General features: G+C 70.1%; 22 protein-coding genes. 16 read left to right on the top strand and 6 right to left on the bottom strand.

The genetic code is table 11. The features are described 5' to 3' along the window. Positions 1–371 precede the first annotated feature (371 nt). The 3 genes from ACQP2T_RS48535 (at position 372) to ACQP2T_RS48525 (ending at position 3,767) form a co-directional block, all read left to right on the top strand. Complete coding sequence (locus tag ACQP2T_RS48535) at positions 372–1,154, top strand: hypothetical protein (protein WP_433511587.1); 783 nt, start codon at positions 372–374, stop codon at positions 1,152–1,154. 133 nt (positions 1,155–1,287) lie between these two features. Continuing rightward, the gene (locus ACQP2T_RS48530; protein ID WP_433511586.1) at positions 1,288–3,036 is read left to right on the top strand and encodes a DEAD/DEAH box helicase; all 1,749 of its coding nucleotides are present in this window, start codon (positions 1,288–1,290) and stop codon (positions 3,034–3,036) included. Between the two features lie 353 nt (positions 3,037–3,389). Next, on the top strand, positions 3,390–3,767 hold the full coding sequence (locus ACQP2T_RS48525) for an anti-sigma factor antagonist (RefSeq protein ID WP_433511585.1): 378 nt from the start codon (positions 3,390–3,392) through the stop codon (positions 3,765–3,767). Here the strand turns inward: ACQP2T_RS48525 and ACQP2T_RS48520 are convergent. The 3 genes from ACQP2T_RS48520 to ACQP2T_RS48510 all read right to left on the bottom strand — a co-directional run bounded on the left by ACQP2T_RS48520 (position 3,757) and on the right by ACQP2T_RS48510 (position 6,434). Continuing rightward, positions 3,757–4,341 carry a hypothetical protein gene (locus ACQP2T_RS48520; RefSeq protein WP_433511584.1) on the bottom strand — a complete coding sequence of 195 codons (585 nt, stop codon included), beginning with the start codon at positions 4,339–4,341 and terminating at the stop codon, positions 3,757–3,759. The genes ACQP2T_RS48525 and ACQP2T_RS48520 overlap by 11 nt on opposite strands. 224 nt (positions 4,342–4,565) lie before the next feature. Next, positions 4,566–5,135, bottom strand: coding sequence for a nicotinamidase (locus ACQP2T_RS48515; protein ID WP_433511583.1), 570 nt, complete (start codon positions 5,133–5,135; stop codon positions 4,566–4,568). A gap of 15 nt (positions 5,136–5,150) precedes the next feature. Then, a complete protein-coding gene (locus ACQP2T_RS48510) occupies positions 5,151–6,434 on the bottom strand; it encodes a nicotinate phosphoribosyltransferase (protein ID WP_433511582.1) in 1,284 nt (427 codons plus the stop codon). Positions 6,435–6,498: 64 nt separating this feature from the next. Between ACQP2T_RS48510 and clpS the strand changes: the two genes are divergently transcribed. The 5 genes from clpS to ACQP2T_RS48485 all read left to right on the top strand — a co-directional run bounded on the left by clpS (position 6,499) and on the right by ACQP2T_RS48485 (position 9,089). Continuing rightward, the gene (clpS, locus tag ACQP2T_RS48505) at positions 6,499–6,774 is read left to right on the top strand and encodes an ATP-dependent Clp protease adapter ClpS (protein WP_372454859.1); all 276 of its coding nucleotides are present in this window, start codon (positions 6,499–6,501) and stop codon (positions 6,772–6,774) included. Positions 6,775–6,784: 10 nt separating this feature from the next. After that, positions 6,785–7,315, top strand: a complete 531-nt coding sequence (locus tag ACQP2T_RS48500; protein ID WP_433511581.1) for a DUF2017 domain-containing protein — start codon at positions 6,785–6,787, stop codon at positions 7,313–7,315. Positions 7,316–7,325: 10 nt separating this feature from the next. Continuing rightward, positions 7,326–7,727: a M67 family metallopeptidase gene (locus ACQP2T_RS48495; protein WP_357646593.1), complete on the top strand. Its 402-nt coding sequence runs from the start codon at positions 7,326–7,328 to the stop codon at positions 7,725–7,727. A 140-nt stretch (positions 7,728–7,867) separates the two neighbouring features. Continuing rightward, entirely contained in the window at positions 7,868–8,140 is a 273-nt protein-coding gene (locus ACQP2T_RS48490) for a MoaD/ThiS family protein (protein ID WP_433511580.1), read from the top strand. Between the two features lies 1 nt (position 8,141). Continuing rightward, positions 8,142–9,089: a PLP-dependent cysteine synthase family protein gene (locus ACQP2T_RS48485; protein ID WP_225290417.1), complete on the top strand. Its 948-nt coding sequence runs from the start codon at positions 8,142–8,144 to the stop codon at positions 9,087–9,089. A 55-nt stretch (positions 9,090–9,144) separates the two neighbouring features. Here the strand turns inward: ACQP2T_RS48485 and ACQP2T_RS48480 are convergent, their stop codons facing one another. Both ACQP2T_RS48480 and ACQP2T_RS48475 read right to left on the bottom strand, forming a co-directional pair. Beyond that, positions 9,145–10,938, bottom strand: coding sequence for a DUF3352 domain-containing protein (locus ACQP2T_RS48480; protein WP_433511579.1), 1,794 nt, complete (start codon positions 10,936–10,938; stop codon positions 9,145–9,147). Between the two features lie 167 nt (positions 10,939–11,105). After that, positions 11,106–11,429: a hypothetical protein gene (locus ACQP2T_RS48475; RefSeq protein WP_433511578.1), complete on the bottom strand. Its 324-nt coding sequence runs from the start codon at positions 11,427–11,429 to the stop codon at positions 11,106–11,108. 125 nt (positions 11,430–11,554) lie between these two features. Between ACQP2T_RS48475 and ACQP2T_RS48470 the strand changes: the two genes are divergently transcribed. The 3 genes from ACQP2T_RS48470 to ACQP2T_RS48460 all read left to right on the top strand — a co-directional run bounded on the left by ACQP2T_RS48470 (position 11,555) and on the right by ACQP2T_RS48460 (position 13,995). Beyond that, positions 11,555–12,346 (top strand): thioesterase family protein, encoded by a 792-nt coding sequence (locus ACQP2T_RS48470; RefSeq protein ID WP_433511577.1) that lies wholly within the window; start codon positions 11,555–11,557, stop codon positions 12,344–12,346. A gap of 75 nt (positions 12,347–12,421) precedes the next feature. Next, the gene (gene murI / locus ACQP2T_RS48465) at positions 12,422–13,246 is read left to right on the top strand and encodes a glutamate racemase (RefSeq protein WP_225290421.1); all 825 of its coding nucleotides are present in this window, start codon (positions 12,422–12,424) and stop codon (positions 13,244–13,246) included. Next, entirely contained in the window at positions 13,243–13,995 is a 753-nt protein-coding gene (locus ACQP2T_RS48460) for an MBL fold metallo-hydrolase (RefSeq protein WP_433511576.1), read from the top strand. The genes murI and ACQP2T_RS48460 overlap by 4 nt, the downstream gene beginning before the upstream one ends. A gap of 7 nt (positions 13,996–14,002) precedes the next feature. Here the strand turns inward: ACQP2T_RS48460 and ACQP2T_RS48455 are convergent, their stop codons facing one another. Next, entirely contained in the window at positions 14,003–15,241 is a 1,239-nt protein-coding gene (locus ACQP2T_RS48455; RefSeq protein ID WP_433511575.1) for an MFS transporter, read from the bottom strand. A gap of 68 nt (positions 15,242–15,309) precedes the next feature. Here ACQP2T_RS48455 and rph point away from each other — a divergent pair, with 68 nt between their 5' ends. From rph to ACQP2T_RS48430, 5 genes are all read left to right on the top strand, one after another. Then, positions 15,310–16,029 (top strand): ribonuclease PH, encoded by a 720-nt coding sequence (gene rph / locus ACQP2T_RS48450; RefSeq protein ID WP_225290424.1) that lies wholly within the window; start codon positions 15,310–15,312, stop codon positions 16,027–16,029. Next, complete coding sequence (rdgB, locus tag ACQP2T_RS48445; RefSeq protein ID WP_433511574.1) at positions 16,026–16,616, top strand: RdgB/HAM1 family non-canonical purine NTP pyrophosphatase; 591 nt, start codon at positions 16,026–16,028, stop codon at positions 16,614–16,616. The genes rph and rdgB overlap by 4 nt, the downstream gene beginning before the upstream one ends. Before the next feature lie 51 nt (positions 16,617–16,667). Beyond that, positions 16,668–18,410 (top strand): molybdopterin-dependent oxidoreductase, encoded by a 1,743-nt coding sequence (locus tag ACQP2T_RS48440; protein WP_433511573.1) that lies wholly within the window; start codon positions 16,668–16,670, stop codon positions 18,408–18,410. A 2,029-nt stretch (positions 18,411–20,439) separates the two neighbouring features. Next, a complete protein-coding gene (locus tag ACQP2T_RS48435; protein WP_433511572.1) occupies positions 20,440–20,967 on the top strand; it encodes a toxin glutamine deamidase domain-containing protein in 528 nt (175 codons plus the stop codon). After that, positions 20,964–21,233: a hypothetical protein gene (locus tag ACQP2T_RS48430; protein ID WP_357942781.1), complete on the top strand. Its 270-nt coding sequence runs from the start codon at positions 20,964–20,966 to the stop codon at positions 21,231–21,233. The genes ACQP2T_RS48435 and ACQP2T_RS48430 overlap by 4 nt, the downstream gene beginning before the upstream one ends. Positions 21,234–21,304 lie beyond the last annotated feature (71 nt).

Below are 21,304 nucleotides of genomic sequence, written 5' to 3'. Positions count from 1 at the left end.
GCGGGGATCCTTACCCGCGGGTCGGGCGGCGAGAGCCCGTACGCGATGTCGGGTCCTCGCGGCGGGGCGCCCTACGTGATAGCGGGGCCGCGCGGGACCCTCTACGCGAGGACGGGACGGCGCGGGACCTCCTGCGCGATGGCCGGGCCGCGCGGGACCCTCTACGCGAGGACGGGGTGGTGCGGGACCCTCTACGCGATGGCGGCGCCGCGCGGCGGGGCACCCTGGGCGGTGACAGGCCCACGCAGCGGGATCCCGGGCGCGAGGACGGCTTCTCACGGCGGGACCCCCTCAACGATGACGGTTCCTCACGGCGGGGCCGCGATGGCGGGGCTGTGCGGCGAAATCCCTTGGCCAGTGGGCTCGGGTGGGTGCGGTGGGGGTCTGCGAGCGACGATGACGAGGTCGGCGGGAGGGATTCGTGGCACGGCAGGGGCGATCCCGAGGGCGAGGAGGGGGACGAGCCGGAGGATCTCTGGAATCCGCGGTTGCGGCGCACCGCCGGGCGAGGGCTTGAGCGGGACGATGGCGATCCGCAGGTGCCCTGGGAGTCCCTGCCCCCGTCCGCCCGCCACTACGGGGTGCCCGCCGATCCCGGCCTGTCAGGGCGGGTACGGGGGCGCCGGTGGCGGCGGCCTGCAGGGGCGGTGCTCACAGTGGTCCTGGCCACCGGGCTGATCGCGGCGTTGGTCATGGTGGTGCTGCGGCTGGTCGTTCCAACGCCCGCGACGGCGAGCCTGAGCGACTCCCGGGCGGGGGTGACGATCACGCTGCCGGCGGGGTGGCAGGAGGCCGAGGTGCCGCCTGTGACCGGATTCACTTCGGCCGCCAGGAGCGGTGGCGCGCTCGTCATGGCCAGGCCGGTCCCCGATCCCACGGCCGACGTGACAAAGGCCACAAAGGACGCGGCGGAGCTGTACTCCAGGCTGCTGCTCAAAGGCGACAAGGTCGACATCGTGGAGGACAAAGTTCTCCCGCAAGGGCACACGCGTGCGCTACGAGCGCAATACCAGGATGTGGCGAACACACCCGCCTACCTACGTGTCACACTCCTCACCCGGGACGGCAAGGCAGTGCTGCTCGTTGGCCTGCTCCAACCCGAAGAAACGACCAGAAGGCAGGCGCTCGATGCGGTGATGTCGAGCGTGCGATAAGCCCCGTACGCCCCTTAGCACGCAAGGATGAGCTTGGCCAGGATCCCCGGTGCACGGCACGTCTTGTCGGTGGGCCCGATTACTCTTGGGTCACTGTGAGACAGCGAAGCACACGAACCCCAGAGGTGATGCGGTGAGCACCTTCGCCGCATCCCACCTTTCGCCTTCCTACCCCGACCGCGCCGCATGGGGCACCGCCCCCAAGTTGCGTGCCTGGCAGCAGGAGGCGTTCGACCTGTATTTCAGGCGCGAGCCGCGTGACTTCCTCACCGTGGCGACGCCGGGCGCGGGCAAGACGACCTACGCCCTGCGCATCGCCAGCGAGCTGCTCGCCAACGGGGTGATCCGGGCGATCACCATCGTCACTCCCACCGAGCACCTCAAGCGCCAGTGGGCCGACGCCGCCGGCAAGGTCGGCATCGGCATCGACCCCGAGTTCAAGAACAGCCAGGGCGCCACCTCCCGCGACTACACCGGTGTGGCCGTGACCTACGCGCAGGTCGCCATGCACCCCGCCCTCCACAGGGCGCGCACGGAGGCCCGCAAGACGCTCATCATCTTCGACGAGATCCACCATGCGGGTGACGCCAAGTCGTGGGGCGACGGCATCCGTGAGGCGTTCGAGCCGGCCACCCGCAGGCTCCAGCTGACCGGCACGCCGTTCAGGTCCGACGACAACCCGATCCCGTTCGTCGGCTACGAGGAGGACACCGAGGGGCTCAAGCGCAGCGTCTCCGACTTCTCCTACGGCTACGGCCCGGCCCTCGACGACGGCGTCGTCCGGCCGGTCATCTTCCTGGCCTACTCCGGGGAGATGAAGTGGCGCACCCGCGCGGGCGACGAGCTCGCCGCCACACTGGGCACACCGCTCACCAAGGACCAGCTCTCCCAGGCCTGGCGCGCCGCGCTCGACCCCAAGGGCGACTGGATCCGCCAGGTCATGGAGGCCGCCGACCGGCGGCTGACGGAGGTGCGGCGCGGCGTCCCCGACGCCGGGGGCCTGGTCATCGCGACCGACCACGAGACGGCCCGCGCCTACGCCCGCCACCTGCGCAACATCTCCGGCGAGGGCGCCACCGTCGTGCTCTCCGACGATCCGGGGGCGTCCAACAAGATCAAGCAGTTCGCCGCGTCCGGTGATCGCTGGCTGGTGGCGGTCCGGATGGTGTCCGAAGGCGTCGACATCCCGCGGCTGTGCGTCGGGGTCTACGCCACCTCGACCTCCACGCCGCTGTTCTTCGCCCAGGCGGTCGGGCGCTTCGTGCGGGCCCGCAAGCGCGGTGAGATGGCCTCGGTGTTCCTGCCCTCGGTGCCGACCCTCATGGGCCTGGCCAACGAGATGGAGCTGGAGCGCGACCACGTGCTCAACCGCCGTCCGCCGGAGGACGGGCTGGACGACAGCCTGCTCGAACAGGCCAACAGGAAAAAGGACAATCCAGACGTCGTCGGTGACGAGCTGCCGTTCGAGATGATGGAGACCTCGGCGACGTTCGACCGGGTGCTCTACGACGGCGGCGAGTTCGGCACCGGGGCGGAGGTCGGCTCGGCCGAGGAGGAGGACTTCCTCGGGCTGCCCGGCCTGCTGGAGCCCGACCAGGTGGCCACGCTGCTGCGCAAGCGGCAGTCGGATCAGCAGGCGGCCAAGGCCAAGAAGGCCGAGAGCGCACCGCCCGCGCTGGCGCCGCACGAGCAGATCGCCGAGCTCCGGCGGGAGCTCAACGGCCTCGTGGGCGCCTGGAACCACCGCACCGGCCAACCCCACGGCGTCATCCACTCGGACCTGCGCCGGGCGTGCGGTGGGCCGCCCATCGCCCAGGCTACGGCCGCCGAGATCCAGGAACGGATCGCCAAGATCCGCCAGTGGGCCACCCAGCGACGCTAGCGCACCGCCCGGCGAGGGGTTCCCTCCTCGCCGGGCCACCAGGCCGATGCGGTCGTCCAAGTCCGCGTCCCGGACCAGGCAGACGTGATAATCCACGTTCTGGACCAGGCAGGCGGAGATGTACTCGCCTCGCCGGGCGACCCCAAGTCGGCGTGATAGGGATCTTCGCGATCCGGTGGCCTTGGGCCCCGAATGGTGTCACGGTTAGGACACGGCAGCGAAGACCCTGCTCATGGCCGTGCCGGGCGCCGATTCATAGGTCGGTAACGCGCTTGGGGCCTTTCGGCGCACGCCCAGCCGCATCGGCTACGACCCACGATGGCTGCCTTGGGATGAACAGAAGGATTTCTTCCATGTCAGCTGGGGCCACGGGTAAATCGACGCTCGTCGTCACTTCCGGCCTCTCGGGAAACGCCATCGTCACCCGGCTGAACGGCGATCTCGACGCCTCCGCGGTGCCCGTCTTCCGGGAGCACATGGAGCGCGTCTGGGCGCACCCGGCGATGCCCGTCCTGATCATGGACCTGCGGGAGATCACCTTCTGCGACTCCCTGGGGATGAACGAGCTGGTCGAGGTGCTGCAGCGGTGCGAGGCCAGAGGGACCCGGTTGCTGCTGGGCGGGGTTCAGGGGGTCATGGGGCGGGTGCTGTTCATCACAGGGCTGCGGCACGTGTTCGAGGTCTACGCCGATCTGGACGAGGCGCTGCGGCAGGGCTCCGTCATCTCATAGGGCGTCGGCTGCCGGTCGCGGCTGGGGTCCCAGGACGTTCAGCCGAGGTGCCAGGACGGTCGTCGGTCGTGGCTGGGATGCGGTGGCCGGTGCGCCCGTCCACCGGGCTGAGCCGTGCGGGGGCGGGCGGGTCGAGCGGCACCCGCAGCGAGGCGGCGCCTCCGGCGACGTGTACGGGCACCGTACGCGCCCCCTTGCCCTCGCCGACCGTCGGCCCCTCGCGGATCCAGACGCGCAACCCGCGCCCCTTGGGGCGGAGCGTGACCTGCGCCGTCGCGCACTCGTCGGGTGCGGCGGGCCAGGACAGCGTGAGATCGTCGCGCGCGCCGCTCAGGCGGGCCGTCCGCGGCATCGGCGTACGCGCCGCGCACGCCATCGAGAACACGCTCGGCGGCGCCTCATGGGCGACGACCGCGGCCTCCCGCTCCTCGGCGGTCATCGCGACCGTGGCCGCCTCCAGCAGTGCCAGCGTCACCACGGCCCCGACCCTGGCTCCGTTGCGCCCGCGGACGAGCACCCAGAGGCTGAGCGGGGCGAGCAGCAGCCAGGCGAGGCCGAGGGAAAAGGTGAGCATGGGGAACCTCACACCAGGAAGAAGTCATATCGCTCTCCGTGGCGGGGTGAGCGCGGAGAGCGTTCGCCTTCTGGATATCATATGACCGCAGCGTCGCGCATCGTGTACTCTTCGTGGCCGTTGCTCAGAGAGCGCGGACGGCGTGGGAAAGGCCGCGCACCGGGCGGCCCGCGATGGGCAGTACACGGACGGCGCACGAGAGAAAGCCAGCGTGCGAAAGAGAGTCAGCCCACGGACGGTGTGCCCTGCAGCACGGCGCCCGCGGCCCTCAGCTCCGCCAGCGCGCGGTCCGTGGTCTCCCGCGCCACCCCGGCCGTGAGGTCGAGCAGCACGCGTACGGCCAGGCCGTGCTGGACCGCGTGGAGCGCCGTGGCGCGGACGCAGTGGTCCGTGGCGATCCCCACCACGTCCACCTCGCTCACCCCGTGCTCGTCCAGCCAGGCGGCCAGCGACACGTCGTCACCGGAGGCGCCCTCGAACCCGCTGTACGCGGCGGCGTGGGCGCCCTTGGAGAAGACCTCCTCCACCGCCGAGACGTCGAACGCCGGGTGGAAGTCGGCCCCCGGCGTGCCCGCGACGCAGTGCGCGGGCCAGGTCGTCACGTAGTCGGGAGAGTCGGAGAAGTGGCCGCCCGGGTCGACGTGGTAGTCGCGGGTGGCCACCACATGGTTGTAGCCGTGGTCGTCCACGTAGCGGGTGATCGCGGCGGCCACCTCGGAGCCTCCGGCCACGGGCAGACTGCCGCCCTCGCAGAAGTCGTTCTGCACGTCCACGATGATCAGCGCGGTCCCCATACGAAGCACCCTACGTCAGGCGAACTCCGTAGCGATCGCCGCATACCCCCTGCCAAGATGCAGCGCCTCCTGGGGCAGGCGTGCGATCGTCTCGGCGTGTCGCTCGCGGGCCGCGGTCAACGGCTCTCTGCCGATGACCTCGCCGTCCCGTACGAGCTGGTGCAGCAGCCGCACGCCGCCCTCCGGCGCCGGTCCCGACGTGGTGATCAGCTCGGTGTCGGCGTGCCCGCTCTCGTCGTACAGACGGTAGGACTCCTTGCGCCCCCCGCGCGACGGCTTGCCGACCGACCGCTTGGCGACCGGCTCCATGACGCCCGCCGCGGTCTCGCGCGCCACCAGCTTGTAGACCAGCGCGGCGGTGGGCACGCCCGAGCCCGTCACCAGCGAGGTGCCCACGCCGTAGCCGTCGACGGGGGCGGCGGCCAGGGCGGCGATGGCGTACTCGTCCAGGTCGGAGGTGACCACGATGCGCGTGTTGAAGGCGCCGAGCGCGTCGAGCTGCTCGCGCACCTCCTGCGCGGCCGCCGCCAGGTCGCCCGAGTCGATCCGCACCGCGCCCAGCTTGGCGCCGGCCAGCTCGATCGCCGTGCGGACCGCGTCGGCCACCTCGTAGGTGTCGACCAGCAGCGTGGTCTCCGGGCCGAGGGTGGCGATCTGGGCCTCGAACGCGTCCCGCTCGGAGTCGTGCAGCAGCGTGAACGCGTGCGCCGCCGTACCGGCCGTCGGTACGCCGTAGACCCGCCCGGCCATCAGGTTGGAGGTGGAGGCGAACCCGGCGATGTAGGCGGCGCGGGCGGCGGCCACGGCGGCCCACTCGTGCGTACGGCGCGAGCCCATCTCGATGATCGGGCGCTTGCCCGCCGCGTTCGTCATCCGGGAGGCGGCGGAGGCGATGGCGCAGTCATGATTGAGGATGGAAAGGGTCAAAGTCTCCAGGAGTACGGCCTCCGCGAACGTTCCTTCCACCACCATGATCGGGGAGGCGGGGAAGTAGACGTCGCCCTCGCGGTAGCCATAGACGTCTCCGGAGAACCGGTAGCCGGCGAGGAAATCGAGGGTCGCCTCGTCGACCACCTCGTTCTCCCGCAGATAGGTCAGCTCTTCGTCACCGAAACGGAAGTTCTCCAGCTCGTCCAGGACACGTCCCGTCCCGGCGACAACCCCGTAGCGCCGTCCGCCCGGTAGATGCCGGGCGAACACCTCGAAAACCGCCCGCCGGTGGGCGGCGCCGCTCCGCAGTGCCGCCTGAAGCATCGTCAGTTCATAGTGATCTGTGAGCAACGCAGTGCTCATGGTCATTGCCACGACTCGAAGACTACGGCCGGGGTAGGGCAGGATGGGGGATGTGGGTAGCACTGCTCCAATGGCCGTCGAGCGTCCGTCAACGGACGTCCGGCCCGACCTGCCATGGGTGACGATCGTCTGGAACGACCCGGTCAACCTCATGTCCTACGTGACGTACGTCTTCCAGACGGTGTTCGGCTACTCCAAGGAGAAGGCCGAAAAACTCATGATGGACGTGCACAAGAAAGGCAAAGCCGTCGTGTCCAGCGGCACTCGGGAGGAGATGGAGCGCGACGTGCAGATCCTCCACTCCTACGGGCTGTGGGCGACGGTTCAGCCGGATTCGGTCAAGTGAGGCGGCACACGTGAACTCGGGGTTCTCGACGCGGGACGGCGGCGGCGTCATCGCGGTGTTCGAGGCGGCGGAGGTGTCGATCCTGCGCTCGCTGGTCACCCAGGTGCTCGGCCTGGTGGCGCCGGGCGAGACGGGCGACGACCCGCTGGAGCGGGCGCTCGGGATCGGCGTCGGAGCCGGGGCGGCGCCGTCCGATCCGGTGCTCGCCCGGCTGTTCCCCTCGGCCTACCAGGACGAGAAGGAGGCGGCGGAGTTCCGCCGCTACACAGAGGCGACGCTGCGCGACGGCAAGCGCGCCGACGCGCAGACCATGCTCGACAGCGCCCGGCCGGGCCGCAGCGAGCTGTCGCCCGAGCAGGCCCAGGCGTGGCTGCGCTCGCTCAACGACGTGCGGCTCGCTCTCGGCACCAAGCTCGAGGTGACCGAGGAGATCCACGACGAGATCGCCACGATGTCCGAGGACGACCCCCGCTACCCGGCCTACGTCACCTACGACTGGCTGACCTACCTGCAGGACACCCTGGTCCGGGCCCTCTGGTAATTTCCCCGACATGCTGACGATCTCGCAGGAACTCGTGGACAAGATCATTGCCCACGCGCGGGCCGACCACCCGGACGAGGCGTGCGGCGTGATCGCGGGACGGGGCGGGGTGCCCGAGCGGTTCGTCCCGATGGAGAACGCCGAGCGCTCGCCCACCTTCTACCGCTTCGACTCGCTGGAGCAGCTGCGCGTCTGGCGCGAGATGGACGACCGCGACGAGGAACCCGTCGTGATCTACCACTCCCACACGGCGACCGAGGCCTACCCTTCGCGTACCGACGTGACCTACGCCTCAGAGCCGGACGCCCACTACGTTCTGGTCTCGACGAGGGACGAGGACGAGACGGAGTTCCGCTCGTACCGGATCCTCGATGGGGCGATAACGGAGGAAGAGGTAAGGTTCGTACCATGATGGTCCGGCCGGTGCAGAGCTACCTCTTCGCGCATACCCCGGCTGTCGTCGTCTACGACTGTCGCTGATCAGGAATCCGTGTTCAGCCGTCGGTGTTGCTGCCGATGGGACGACGACCTGACCTGAGGAGACTGACCGCGATGGCCATCGAGGTTCGCATTCCGACCATTCTTCGTACCTACACCGCCGGCGCCAAAGCCGTCGACGCCGAGGGCGCCACCCTCGACGAGCTGATCAGCAACCTTGAGTCCCTGCACCCCGGGATCAAGGACCGCCTGGTCGACCAAGGCGCCCTGCGCCGTTTCGTCAACGTCTACCTCAACGACGAGGACGTGCGCTTCCTCGGCGGCCTCGGCACGCCGGTGTCCGACGGCGACACGGTGACCGTGCTGCCCGCCGTCGCCGGCGGGTGACATGCGCTTCGAATCGTTGATCGACTCGGTCGGTCGCACGCCGCTCGTCGGGCTTCCCCGGCTCTCGCCGTCGGCCGAGGTACGCCTCTGGGCCAAGCTCGAAGACCGCAACCCGACCGGGTCGATCAAGGATCGGCCCGCGCTCTGGATGGTCGAGCAGGCCGAGAAGGACGGGCTGCTCACACCCGGCTGCACGATCCTGGAGCCCACCAGCGGCAACACCGGCATCTCCCTGGCGATGTCGGCCAAGCTCAAGGGCTACAAGCTGATCTGCGTCATGCCGGAGAACACCTCCGAGGAGCGCCGCCAGCTGCTGCGCATGTGGGGGGCGGAGATCATCTCGTCCGCCGCGGCGGGGGGCTCCAACGAGGCCGTGCGTGTGGCCAAGGAGCTCGCGGCCGAGCACCCGGACTGGGTGATGCTCTACCAGTACGGCAATCCGGCCAACTGGCGCTCCCACTACGAGTCGACCGGACCCGAGATCCTTGAGGACCTGCCCACCGTGACCCACTTCGTCGCCGGGCTCGGCACGACGGGGACCCTCATGGGGGTGGGGCGCTTCCTGCGCGAGCGCGTGCCCGGCGTGCGGATCGTGGCCGCCGAGCCGCGATACGGCGAGCTGGTCTACGGGCTGCGGAACGTGGACGAGGGGTTCATCCCGGAGCTCTACGACGAGTCCGTGCTCACCACGCGATTCTCGGTGGGCTCGGCCGACGCGCTGCGCCGTACCCGCGAGTTGCTCGCCGCCGAGGGGATCTTCGCCGGGGTGTCCACGGGGGCGGCGCTGCACGCCGCTCTGGGCGTGGCCGCCAAGGCGGTGAAGGCGGGGGAGAGCGCCGACGTCGTCTTCGTGGTCGCCGACGGAGGCTGGAAGTACCTGTCCACGGGCGCCTACGAGGGCACCCTGGACGAGGCCGAACACCGCCTCGAAGGCCAGCTCTGGGCCTGACAGTGACCGCATGACGATGGCCGCCCCCGCGTGGGGGCGGCCACTCGTTTTCTTGCTAGTTGAACAGGACCCGTAGCGAGAAGGTCGCCTCGGTGGCGGTCTGCTTGCCGCTCAGACCGACCGCCTTCAGGACCTGGGCGTTGGCCTTGTCGTCGCCCTCCATGCTCTGCAGGTAGAACTTCTCGACCTTGTCGAGGTCCACGAACAGGGCGAAGGTGGCATCGTCGCCGTCCGGGATCGCGTCCTTGAAGGTATCGCTCTCGCCGAGCGTGCCCTCCCCGCCCAGCGCCTTGGCGTACTCGTCGGTGGTCGCCACGGTGAACGTGCCGTCACCCGCGACCTTGGCGAGCTGGGGAGCGGGCTGGCCGCTGGACGTCATGGCCTTCTGGATCTTGTCGTAGACGGCCTGCGCCTTGGCCGGGTCCGTCGTGATGCGGAGGCCGCCCTTGATCTTGTCGCTGTCCAGGCCCTCGGAGTCGACCGCGAGGGTCAGGTTCTTGCCGAGGATCGTGGCCAGGTCGTCGGGCAGCTGAAGGCCGTAGGTCTGCTTGGCCTGGTCGATGAACTGCTTGAACTGGGCCCCCGCCGGCGACGCCGCGACGGACTGCTCGATCTCGGCCCACTTCTTGGTGATGATCTGGTCGAGGCCCGAGTAGGACAGCGCGCCCGCGGTGGAGGCGGGCAGCGTCGACAGCTTGCTGGGCTCCAGGTCGCCGTCGATCATGCCTTCAGCGCCGCGGACGACACCGGCCATCTCGGCGTAGGCGCTGTCGAAGCGGAGCGCTCCGGCGAACCTGGCGTTCTTGACCTGCTCGAGCGCCTTGGCTTCCGCGCCCGACTTGTCGGTCACCGCCAGCTCGCCGACCTTGCCGAGGTGCGCCCAGTACGACAGCACGCCCTGCTCGCCGAGTGCGCCCATGTCGTCGTTGAAGTCGCTGTTGTCGGCCAGGCTGCCGGTCTCGGCGGCGTACTTGTCGGCCAGCGACTGGCTGGAGGTCACCAGCGCGTAGTCGTCACGGAAGGCCAGGCCGAACTTCTCCTTGCCCATCAGCTTGGTGATGCCGGCCTTGGCCTGCGTCTCGTCCTTGACCTGGACGGCCACCGCGTAGTCGGGCTCCTTGCCGCCCGACGGGACGACGGCCAGGCCGATCCTGCTGCCCAGCCAGGGGTCGACGTCCTTGGCGAAGTCGACCTTGGAGAAACCGCTGTCCTGCGTCAGGTCGAACAGTGCCTGGCGCGGGTCGTCACCCTTGAAGGTGTCCTTGGTAACGGTGAACTTCCTGGCGATCTGGAACAGCGCCACCTTCTGGTTGGCCGCCGGGTCCAGGTCGAGCCGTACATAGGCGATCGAGCTCGCCGGCAGGACCTCGTGCGGCTGCGTGCCGCCGCCACCGATCGCGCCGACCGCCCAGACCGCGCCGCCGCCGAGCAGGACCACGGCCAGCGCGGAGGCGATGGCGATGATCCAGCCCTTGCGGCTCTTCTTGGCGGGCTCGGCGGGGCCGAAGCCCTCGGGGCCCTGCTGCTGCCAACCGGCCTGGCCGTACTGGTCCTGCTGGCCAAACGCCTGTTGCTGCCCGTACTGGGGAGACTGCTGCCCGTAGGAAGGCTGCTGTCCTGTCGGGGCCTGCTGGCTGTACGAAGGCTGCTGTTGCCCATATTGGGGCTGCTGCTGCCCATATGGCTGCTGGCCGTATGAAGGCTGTTGCCCATACTGGGGGCCCTGCTGCCCGTAAGACGCCTGCTGCCCATAGGACGGCTGCTGCCCTGTCGGGGCTTGCTGGCCGTACTGGGGCTGCTGGTAGGACTGCTGCGGAGGATACGGCTGGCCCTGTGATGACAATGGCATTGTCGGTGGGTTCTCGGGCTGCTGCTCCTGGTTCCAGCGGTATGCCGTCGTCCGATTCGGATCCTGGCCACTCGGGGGATTATTAGCAGACATCACTCAACTCACAATGTGGACTTATGACCACAGAGACGGTAGCTGATGTTGCTAGACGGACGCTTGCAATGTACTTAGACGCGTGAGAGTTCCTTTCGAGAAGTGCTGATGTGCACCTCTCCGCCGCCGTGATCGGTGACGCTCGACCACGGCACGAACGTGGATCCCGCATAAAGCACCCGTGCCAGCGCCCGGGAGAACCAGCCCCAGCGGCCGTGCAAATCGCGCGTCAGGCAGAGCAGGGGCCTGCGGTATGCCGAGACCACCAGGCCATAGACGGTGGCGCTCTGCTGCAGCTCGCCCCTGTGCTTGATCACGCGGATGTCGACGACGTGGCCGACCCACACCCCGTTGGGGTCCCAGACCGACTGCCCGATGAGTTCGGTAACGCTTCCCATGATCGAACTTTCTCAGCGAGTGGGCGTTTTCGCAGGTAGGCACGCTGATGGTCCGATGCTCTCGGTCTGCAATAGACTGTGTGGCTACTAGAATATAGTTCCGGATTGATTCGAGGGCGGCACCGATGACCAAGTTCGACGAGGCCACGCAGGCGATCCGGGTCGACGAGACCACCTACGACGTCTGCCTCGACCCCGGCTATGTGATCGGTGGCCCGCTCAACGGCGGCTACCTGCTGGCGGTGATCCTGCGCGCGGTCGTGGACGCGTCGCCGTTTGAGCACCCGGTGAGCACGTCCGCCCAGTTCCTCAAGGCGCCCGTGCCCGGTCCCGCCCGGGTCCGGATCGAGCAGCTCAAGGCGGGCAGGACGGCGGCCTTCACGCGGGCGACGCTCGTCCAGGACGGGGTGGCGCAGATCGAGAGCCTGATCACCACGGCCACGCTGCACGACGTCGAGCCCATTTACGCCGATAAATCCATCTATGTCATGCCGCGACCAGAAGAATGCGCCAAACTGCCCGAGCCCAAGCCCGAGTCCAATATGACGCTCAACGCCCGGATGGAGCTGCTCTTCGACCCACCCACGATCGGCTGGCTGACCGGCGAGCCCAGCGGCCGGCCCGAGTCCCGGGCGTACTTCAGGATGGCCGAGCCCCAGGACCCCGACCCCTACGTGCTCGCGCTGGCCGTGGACGCGCTGCCGCCCGTGGTGTTCTCGGCCGGAGCGCGCGGCTGGGCGCCCACCGTGGACCTCACCTGGCACCTGCGGGCGCTGCCCGCCCCCGGCTGGCTCACACTGATCGGCAGCGGCCGCCTCATTTCGGACGGCTGGTTCGACGAAGAGGTCGAGGCGTGGGACTCCGAGGGCAGGCTGGTCGCCCAGTGCCGTCAGCTCGCGCGGGTGGGGCGCGGGTGACGCGCTGACTGTGAGCATTTCAACTGTGAGCATTCTTACGCAGTGAGAATGTCGCAGGTCGCCTACCCTCTAAAGGTGCCGGACGCGAGCATCGGGATCTTCGACAGCGGGGTTGGCGGGCTGACGGTCGCCAGGGCGATCATCGACCAGCTGCCCCATGAATCCATCACCTACGTGGCCGACACGGCCCGCCAGCCTTACGGGCCCAAACGCCTGGCCGAGGTACGGGCCTACGCGCTGGAGGTGATGGACCACCTCGTCGAGAACGACGTCAAGATGCTCGTGATCGCGTGCAACAGCGCCAGTGCCGCCGTGCTGCGCGACGCGCGCGAGCGTTACGACGTGCCGGTCGTCGAGGTGATCCAGCCCGCCACCCGGCGCGCGGTGCGCGCCACCCGCACCGGCAGGGTCGGTGTGATCGCCACCAGGGCGACCATCGAGTCCATGGCCTATCACGACGCCTTCACCGCGGCTCCCGACGTACAGCTCACCGGCGTGGCCGCCCCACGCCTGGTGGAGTACGTCGAACGCGGAGAGACGGCGAGCGAGGAGCTCATCGAGGTCGTGCGCGACTACCTGGCCCCCATCAGGGCGGCCGGGTGCGACACGCTGATCCTCGGCTGCACCCACTACCCGCTGCTCACCGGCGCGATCTCCTATGTCGCCGGTGACGGGGTGACGCTCGTCTCCAGTGCCGACGAGACGGCCAAGGACGTCTACCGCATCCTGCACGACCGTGACATGGCGGCAGGGAGCGAGGCCACCCCCCGGCATCGCTTCCGCGCCACAGGCGACTCCTTGCTCTTCGCCCGGCTCGGGCGACGTTTCCTCGGCCCGGAGATCGATGCGGTCGAAGTCACACCAGTGGGGGGTACTACCTCTAACGGGAGGCCCACATGAAGGTGACCATCATCGGCTGTTCGGGGAGCTTTCCCGGCCCCGACAGCCCCTCGTCCTGCTATCTCGTCGAGGCCGAGGGGTTCAGGCTGCTCCTCGACTTCGGCAACGGGTCCCTGGGAGTGCTGCAACGCCATATCGGGCTCTACGACGTGGACGCCATCTGCCTGAGCCACCTGCACGCCGACCACTGCCTCGACATGTGCGCCTACCACGTGGCCCGGACCTACGGGCCGGCCGCGCCATACGCCAAGGTGCCCGTCCACGCGCCCGCCGACGCGCCGCGCCGCCTGGCCGCCGCCTACGGCATGCCGGAGGAGCCGGGCATGGAGACGGCCTTCGACTTCGTACCGCTCGCACCGGGTCCGTTCGAGGTCGGGCCGTTCACGGTGGTCGCCGGTCAGGTCAACCACCCGGTCGAGGCGTACGGCTTCCGCGTCACGCACGGCGGCCGGAGCCTGGCCTACTCGGGCGACACCGGCGAGTCCGCCGAAGTGGTGCGGCTGTCCGCCGGCGTCGACCTGATGCTGTGCGAGTCGTCGTTCCTCGACCAGCCGGAACTACCCACCGACCTGCACCTGTCGGGCCGCCAGGCCGCCGAGCACGCCGCCAAGGCCGGGGTGGGCCGGCTGGTGCTCACCCACCTCGTGCCCTGGAACGACCAGCAGCGGATCCTGGACGACGCCTGCCGGGGTGGCTACAGCGGCCCGATCGACCTGGCCCGCAGCGGGGCCGTCTACGACCTGGCCTGATCCTGTCTCACGACTTGGCCTGAACCTGCGAGAAGTCCCGCAGCCGCGGCAGCGGCGAGAACAGCAGCGGCAGGAACGACAGCAGCCGCGCACCCATGAACACCCAAAGGGCCTCGCGCACCCCGATGTGCTGAGCCACGATGCCGCCGAGCAACGCGCCCAGCGGCATCGTGCCCCAGACGATGAACCTGACCGTCGCGTTGACCCGCCCCAGCATGCCGTCCGGCGTGACGGTCTGGCGGTAGGTGAGCTGGCCGACGTTGTAGATGATCGCGCCCCAGGAGAGCGCGATCGAGGCGACGGCGAAGAAGGCGACCCGCCAGTCGGCCTGCGTCATGGGCAGCAGCAGGCCGAAGGGCGAGGTGACGGCTATGGCCAGCCAAGTCATCCTCGCCGTGCCGTACCTGCTGAATAACCGGCTCCCGGTGAGGCCGCCGAGCAGCCCGCCGACCGCGCCCGACATGAGCATGACGCCGATCAGGCCGGGCGGCAGCCGGACCACGTCGGCCAGGAACAGCACCGACAGGCTGACCACGGCGCTGAGACTCAGGTTCGTCGCCGCGGTCGTGGCGACGATCACCCGCAGCAGCCGGTCGCGCCAGACGAACGCGAGCCCTTCGGCGATGCCCTGGCGCATCCGCGGGCGTTCCTCGGCGACCGGCGCCTGGTCGGGCGTCTTGATGGCGCTCAGGAAGACCAGCGAGCCCAGCGCGGCGATCGCCGTGGCGAGCATCGTGCGCGAGGCGCCGATCAGCTGTACGAGCGCGCCGCCCAGGCTGGGACCGGCGAGCGAGCCGCCCGACCGGACGAACTCGAGCTTGGAGTTGCCGTCGCTCAGACGGTCTCTGCTCACCAGCTCCGGCAGGTACGTCTGGTCGGCGACGTCGTTGAAGACCTGGGCGGTGCCGGCCAGCAGCGCGACCACGTACAGCATGCCGACCGACAGCAGCCCGAGCGCGTCGCTGACCGGGATGCTCGCCAGCAGCAGGCACCTGACCAGGTCGGAGGTCACCATCACGCGGCGCCTGCGCAATCGGTCGACCCAGACCCCCGCGGGCAGGCCGATCGCGAGGAACGCCGCTGTCTGCAGCGCGGAGAGCACGCCGACCTCAAGGGGTCCGGCGTGCAGTGCCAGCACGGCGACCAAAGGGAGCGCCACGCGGGAAATGTTGGCTCCGAGTTCGTTGGCCACGTGCGAACTGAGGAACCGGAGAAAGTCAGGGTTTCGCAACACCCCCGTTGTCATTGCGTAAGGATCCATGTGTCGGACACATTCGGTCAAGAGCGTTGCGGCGCGGAGATAGGGTGATCTGCATGTCGCGACAGGATGGCCGAAACCCCGATCAGCTCCGCCCCATCACCATTACCAGGCAATGGATTACCCATGCCGAAGGTTCGGTGCTGGTGGAGTTCGGCGGCACCCGGGTCCTGTGCGCCGCATCGGTCCAGGACAGCGTGCCGCGCTGGCGCCGGGGGAGCGGCCAGGGCTGGGTCACGGCCGAGTACGCGATGCTGCCGCGCGCCACCAACACCCGCAACGACCGCGAGTCGGTCCGCGGGAAGATCGGCGGGCGCACGCACGAGATCTCCCGGCTGATCGGCCGCTCGCTGCGGGCCTGCGTCGACTACAAGGCCCTGGGCGAAAACTCCGTCCTGCTCGACTGCGACGTCCTGCAGGCCGACGGCGGCACCAGGACCGCCGCGATCACCGGCGCCTACGTGGCGCTGGCCGACGCCGTCGCGTGGATGCGCGAGCGCCGGATGTGCCCCGGCGAGCCGCTGGTCGACTCCGTGGCCGCCGTCTCGGTCGGCGTGGTCGGCTCGGTCCCGATGCTCGACCTCTGCTACACCGAGGACGTCGCGGCCGAGACCGACATGAACGTGGTGATGACCGGCGCCGGCAGCTTCGTCGAGGTGCAGGGCACCGCCGAGGGCGCGCCGTTCGACCGCGCCGCGCTCAACCAGCTGCTCGACCTGGCCGTCACCGGCTGCGAGGAGCTCACCCTGATCCAGCAGGAGGCGCTGGGAGCATGAAGATCGTCCTGGCCACCCGCAACACGGGCAAGATCACTGAGCTGCGCCGGATCCTGTCGGGGTTCGACATCGTCGGGCTCGAGGAGTTCCCCTCGATCGGCGAGGTGGCCGAGACCGGCGTCACCTTCGAGGAAAACGCCCTGCTCAAGGCGCACGCCGTGGCGCAGGGCTCGGGCCTGCCCGCGGTGGCCGACGACTCCGGCCTCTGCGTCGACGTGCTCAACGGCATGCCCGGGGTGTTCTCGGCCCGCTGGTCCGGGCGCCACGGCGACGACAAGGCCAACCTCGACCTGCTGCTGGCGCAGATCTCCGACGTGCCCGCCGACAAGCTGGCCGCCCACTTCGCGTGCGCGGCCGCGCTGGCGCTGCCGTCGGGGGAGTGGCGCGTGGTCGAGGGCACGCTGGCGGGCCACCTGGTCACGACGCCCCGCGGCACCAACGGGTTCGGCTACGACCCGATCCTGGTGCCCGAGGGCGAGACCCGCACCGCGGCCGAGCTGTCCGCCGACGAGAAGGACGCCATCAGCCACCGGGGCCGCGCCTTCCGCGCCCTCGCCCCGATCGTCCGCGACCTCATCACGAGCTGACGTAACCATCGTGTAAGAACCACCGGCCGCCAGAGGCGTAGCGTCAGAACCGTGCAGAGGAACGATGTGATGCCGGCCTGGGCCGGTGCGCTGGCGGGAGTGGTGGCCGGGGCCGTGGCGCTCGGCGTCGCGCAGCTCGTCGCCGGGGTGTTGAAGCCCGCGGCCTTTCCCGTGGTGGCCGTGGGCAACGTGGTCGTGGACAACACACCCGCGTGGCTCAAAGAGTTCGCCATCAGCACCTTCGGCTCGAACGACAAGAACGTGCTCATCGCCGGTGTGCTGCTGGTGCTCACGGTGGTGGCGGCGGTCATCGGGGTGCTGGCGCGGCACCGGGTGGCGTACGGGCTGGTGGGGCTCGGGGTGTTCGGCGTCGTGGGCATCGCGGCGGTGGTGACCAGGCCGGGCGCGGGAGCGCTCGACGTGGTGCCGACCGTGGTGGGGGTCGGTGTCGGGGCTTGGGCGCTCACGTGGCTGCTGGCGCGGGGCGTACAGGGGTCGTACGAGGGCGCGGGGCTGGCGGCCTGGGGCTCGTCCGCTTCGGGCGCTTCGGGCGTCAGGGCGGCGGCTCGGTCGGCTTCTGGCGCGGCCACGGCTTCGAGTGCGGGGTCGGCTTCGTCGGCTTCGGATGTTGAGTCTGGCGGCGGCGGATCCCCCACTGATTCCTCGGGGGCTCCCGCGGATGAGGCTGAGCGGCCTGCCGTGATGCGGACCGGGTCGGAGCCGTACGTGTTCGACCGGCGGCGGCTGCTCGGCGGCGTCGCGGGTGGTGTGGTGGTCGCTGGAGCCGCCACGCTGGCCGGGCGGGTGCTCGGCGGGCGTCAGACGGCGGAGACCGCCCGGGTGGCGGTCGCGCTGCCCAGACCTAGGGTGGCGGCCAAACCACTGCCCCAGGGAACGGATTTCGGCATCCGCGGCCTTTCCCCATTCGTCACGAAAAATCAGGACTTCTATAGGGTCGATACCGCGCTCATCGTGCCGCATGTCGATCCCCGGCAGTGGACGCTGCGCATCCACGGGATGGTGGACCGGCCGGTCGAGATCACGTACGCCGACCTGCTGAAGCGCCCCCTCACCGAGTCGTACGTCACGCTGACCTGCGTGTCCAACGAGGTCGGCGGCGCGTACATCGGCAACGCCCGCTGGCTCGGCGCCCGGATGGCCGACCTGCTGCGCGACGCGGGCCTCCAGTCCGGCGCCGACATGCTGCTGTCCACCTCCGACGACGGCTTCACCGCCGGAACCCCGGTCGACGTGGTGATGGACGGGCGCGACGCCCTGTTCGCCATCGCGATGAACGGCGAGGCCCTGCCCGTCGAACACGGCTTCCCGGTACGCCAGGTGGTGCCCGGCCTCTACGGGTACGTCTCGGCGACCAAGTGGGTGGTGGACGTCAAGGTGACCCGGTTCGACCAGGACGAGGCGTACTGGACGCCGCGCGGCTGGTCCGCCAAGGGGCCCATCAAGACGGAGTCCCGTATCGACCTGCCCAAACCGGGCGCGTCGGTGACGGCGGGCCGTACCACGATCGCGGGGGTGGCCTGGGCGCAGCACACCGGGATCGACGCCGTGGAGGTACGCGTCGACCGGGGCGAGTGGCGGCAGGCGAAGCTGGCCCAGGTGCCGGGCCCCGACACGTGGCGTCAGTGGTCGCTCGACTGGGACCTCGCTGCCGGCAAGCACACGATCGAGGTGCGGGCCACGGACGCGGCCGGCCGTACCCAGACCGAACAGCAGGCGCCGCCGGCGCCTGACGGCGCGAGCGGCTGGCACTCCATCCAGGTCAACGTCGCCTGAGCGCGGCCCTTCTCCCTGTTTGCGCAGGTAAGGGGGCTAGCCGGGACCGCCAAAACTTGCTGACTTCCCCTCCTGTCATGGCCCGTCGCCCTACGATCGGTCGTCGAGCCATGACAGGAGGCAGGACGTGTTCCGCGACCGCAAGTCCAGCGTGCGGGGGGTCCTTCCCGAGGGGCAGTACGACCCTGTGGTGGGTGATGGGGTCAGGTGGCGCGACTATGAGCGCGCCGCCGACTCGGACCTACTCGCCTCCCCTCTCTCGACCCCGACCCCGCCCTCTTCCGCCCACGTATCGCCTAGCTCGCCCTTTTCCGCCGACCCATCGCCGTTTTCTGGCCGACTGTCGCCGAACTCCCCGTTTCCGGGCCTACCGCCTAGCTCACCGCCTTCCGGCAGCTCATTGCCCTCCTCGGGCCGCCCATCGGGGAGCTCGCCGTCTTCCGGCCGCCTATCGTCTGGCTTGCCGTCTTCTGGGCGCTCATCGCTCTCCTCGGGTCGGCTGTCGGGGAGCTCGCCGTCTTCCGGTCGCCCATCGTCTGACTCACCCTCTTCCGCCCACTCATCGCCCGAGTCGCCACCCGAATGGCCGGGGACTCCGTGGGGCGCCTCACTGACCGCGCTATCGGGTCCGCCGACCGGGCGGTCAGCCGCGCGATGGCCGGCCCCGCCGGAACGGTCGGCCGTGGTTGGCGGGTCGGCCGGAGCGGGGACGTCGGCAGTGGTTGGTGGGTTGGCCGGAGCGGGGACGTCGGCTGTGGCGGACGGGTCAGTTGGAGCTGGGAGGTCGGTTGAGCGGGGGGCCACTCCGTCGGCTGGGGAGTCGGTCGCGCCGTGGGCCGACCCGTCTGGTGCTCCGCCTGTCGCGTCGTCGGGTGCCCGCCCACCCGCGCCCTCGGCTGGTTCCGCGTCCTCCCGGTCGGGGGCCTCTCGGGGCGCCTCATCGGTCGGGCGACACGGCGCCCCTGCCACCCCCCGGTGCTCGGCCTCGAGCGGTGTGCCGGGCGGCACGGCACAAGTGGGGGAATCAGCTGTGGCCCCCGGGCCCGCACCGGCGAGCGGCTCGGTCTCCGGGAGCGGCAGGGTGCCTGGGGGCGGATCGGGCTCCGGGCGTGGCTCGGTGCCCCGCAGTGGCTCGCTGCCCGGGGGCGGAGCGGTGCCTGGGAGCGACCGGGTGTCCGGGGGCGGATCGCTGCCCGGGGGTGGCGCGGTGTCCCGGACCGGATCGGTGTCTGAGGGCGGCTGGGGGCCTGGGGGCGGATCGGTCTCCGGGAGCGGTGCCGTCTCCGGGCGGGGCTCGGTAGCCGGGAGCAGCTTGGAGTCTGGGGGCGGCTTGGGCTTCGGGAGTGGGCCGGACTCAGCAGGTGGCTTGGCGTTCGTGGAGGGCGCAGGGGTTACCGGCGTCGGGGTCAGCGGCGGTGCGGGTGGACCGGGCGCTGGGGTGACAGGTGGGACGGGGATGTTCGGCGGGTCGGCGGCGGCCATTCTGGGGCTCTCGCCGGACAGCGTTTCGCCGGGGTTGGGCGCTGCGGCGGTTGGGTCCCAAGAAGGTGGGGTCGGGGCGGTTGCCCCGCGTGGAGCCGGGGTGGGGTCGGCGGCGGCCATTCTGGGGCTCCCGCCCGACAGCGCTTCGACGACCTCGGGCACTGCGGCGCTTGGGCCGCAGGGAGGTGGGGTCGGGCCGGATGCCCTGCGCGAAACCGGGGTCGGGACAACCGGGTGGCACGGGACCAGCGGTCCTGGTCGGCAAGAGGCTGGAACCAGCGGCTCTGGGCGGCACGGGGCCGGGACCAGAGGTTCTGGTCGGCAGGAGGTTGGTGCCGGAGGCTCCGGGTGGCACGGGGCTGGGGGCGGAGGTGCTCGGCAGGAGGCCGGAACCGGTGGTTCTGGGCGGCAGGGGAATGGGGCGGGGGCGGCTGGGCGGCAGACGGTCGCTGAGCGGGACTGGTTCGAGCGGTCACATCGGCCGCCGAGGTTGGTCGGTTACCGGCCCTACGGTGCCCCTGGAGGGCTGGCGAAGCCCGACGCGCAGGTGGAGCACGATCTGGCGCTGGCGATTCCGCTCGGTATGCGGTTTCCCGATCCGCGCGGCACGTGGGTCAGGCTGATCAACGGCGGTGGTCCGGCCGATGATCCGTTTCGTGCGTCCAACGCCGCCGACTGCGCGCTGGCCGTACTGTCGACCTGGCATGGCGAGCCTGCTGCGGCGGCGCCGAGGGTGGCGGAGTACGACCGGATCGGGCGGCCGCAGGTCACCGGTGAGGTCGGGGGCACCGCGCGGATCGAGCGGTGGGTGGGGCAGCGGTTCCAGTACCTGGGGCAGGGGCGGCACGCCTATCCGATGGTGGCGCGGCGGCTGTTGGAGGCGGGGCACGGGGCGGCGGCCGTGATCGTGGTGCGCTGGCCCGGTGGCGGGTCTCATGCGTGGAACGCCGTCAACTCGGGCGGCGAAGTGATCTGGATCGATGCCCAGCGGGGCCACATGGCCGTCGAACCGCCCTATACGACCGTGACCGGGGTGTTCTGTGTGATCGTCGACAGGCATGGACAACCGCGATGAACCTCGACCAGGCCAGGGCGCTGGCGGAGGAGTACTTCAACGGGGTGCGGCGGGCGGATGATTCCGTCTCGGTGGGGATTCATGGGTTCAATGAGGGTTATGTCGCTTGGGTGCGAGAGCCTGAGCTCGATGACCCGGCGACCCTGCCCAGTACGGTCGGCGGGGGCTGCATCGTGATCGACAAGGTGTCCGGCGAGGTGGTCACCCGGCCGCTTCTCGATCCGGAAACGGTTGCCGAGCTCTGGCCCGGCCGGACCCCCCGCTGACCGTACCCAAGGCCCAGTCCTTGCCGTCCGCCAGGTCGGCTGTGCGGGACGGCGAGGGATGCGGCTCGCCG

The organism is Nonomuraea sp. CA-143628 (genome assembly GCF_050942315.1).
In the GTDB taxonomy this organism is placed as follows: domain Bacteria; phylum Actinomycetota; class Actinomycetes; order Streptosporangiales; family Streptosporangiaceae; genus Nonomuraea.
Note: the sequence above shows the minus strand (reverse complement) of the source record. Positions and strands in the feature narration are given on the sequence as shown.

Excerpts from the sequence above, each read along its gene's own strand:
- ACQP2T_RS48520 (WP_433511584.1), bottom strand. The coding sequence starts at position 4,341 with ATGCTCACCTTTTCCCTCGGCCTCGCCTGGCTGCTGCTCGCCCCGCTC.
- rdgB (WP_433511574.1), top strand. The coding sequence starts at position 16,026 with ATGAAGATCGTCCTGGCCACCCGCAACACGGGCAAGATCACTGAGCTG.
- ACQP2T_RS48510 (WP_433511582.1), bottom strand. The coding sequence starts at position 6,434 with ATGACCATGAGCACTGCGTTGCTCACAGATCACTATGAACTGACGATG.
- ACQP2T_RS48475 (WP_433511578.1), bottom strand. The coding sequence starts at position 11,429 with ATGGGAAGCGTTACCGAACTCATCGGGCAGTCGGTCTGGGACCCCAAC.
- rph (WP_225290424.1), top strand. The coding sequence starts at position 15,310 with ATGTCGCGACAGGATGGCCGAAACCCCGATCAGCTCCGCCCCATCACC.
- ACQP2T_RS48470 (WP_433511577.1), top strand. The coding sequence starts at position 11,555 with ATGACCAAGTTCGACGAGGCCACGCAGGCGATCCGGGTCGACGAGACC.
- ACQP2T_RS48455 (WP_433511575.1), bottom strand. The coding sequence starts at position 15,241 with ATGACAACGGGGGTGTTGCGAAACCCTGACTTTCTCCGGTTCCTCAGT.
- ACQP2T_RS48525 (WP_433511585.1), top strand. The coding sequence starts at position 3,390 with ATGTCAGCTGGGGCCACGGGTAAATCGACGCTCGTCGTCACTTCCGGC.
- clpS (WP_372454859.1), top strand. The coding sequence starts at position 6,499 with ATGGCCGTCGAGCGTCCGTCAACGGACGTCCGGCCCGACCTGCCATGG.
- ACQP2T_RS48485 (WP_225290417.1), top strand. The coding sequence starts at position 8,142 with ATGCGCTTCGAATCGTTGATCGACTCGGTCGGTCGCACGCCGCTCGTC.
- ACQP2T_RS48495 (WP_357646593.1), top strand. The coding sequence starts at position 7,326 with ATGCTGACGATCTCGCAGGAACTCGTGGACAAGATCATTGCCCACGCG.
- ACQP2T_RS48490 (WP_433511580.1), top strand. The coding sequence starts at position 7,868 with ATGGCCATCGAGGTTCGCATTCCGACCATTCTTCGTACCTACACCGCC.
- ACQP2T_RS48515 (WP_433511583.1), bottom strand. The coding sequence starts at position 5,135 with ATGGGGACCGCGCTGATCATCGTGGACGTGCAGAACGACTTCTGCGAG.
- ACQP2T_RS48480 (WP_433511579.1), bottom strand. The coding sequence starts at position 10,938 with ATGCCATTGTCATCACAGGGCCAGCCGTATCCTCCGCAGCAGTCCTAC.
- ACQP2T_RS48460 (WP_433511576.1), top strand. The coding sequence starts at position 13,243 with ATGAAGGTGACCATCATCGGCTGTTCGGGGAGCTTTCCCGGCCCCGAC.
- ACQP2T_RS48430 (WP_357942781.1), top strand. The coding sequence starts at position 20,964 with ATGAACCTCGACCAGGCCAGGGCGCTGGCGGAGGAGTACTTCAACGGG.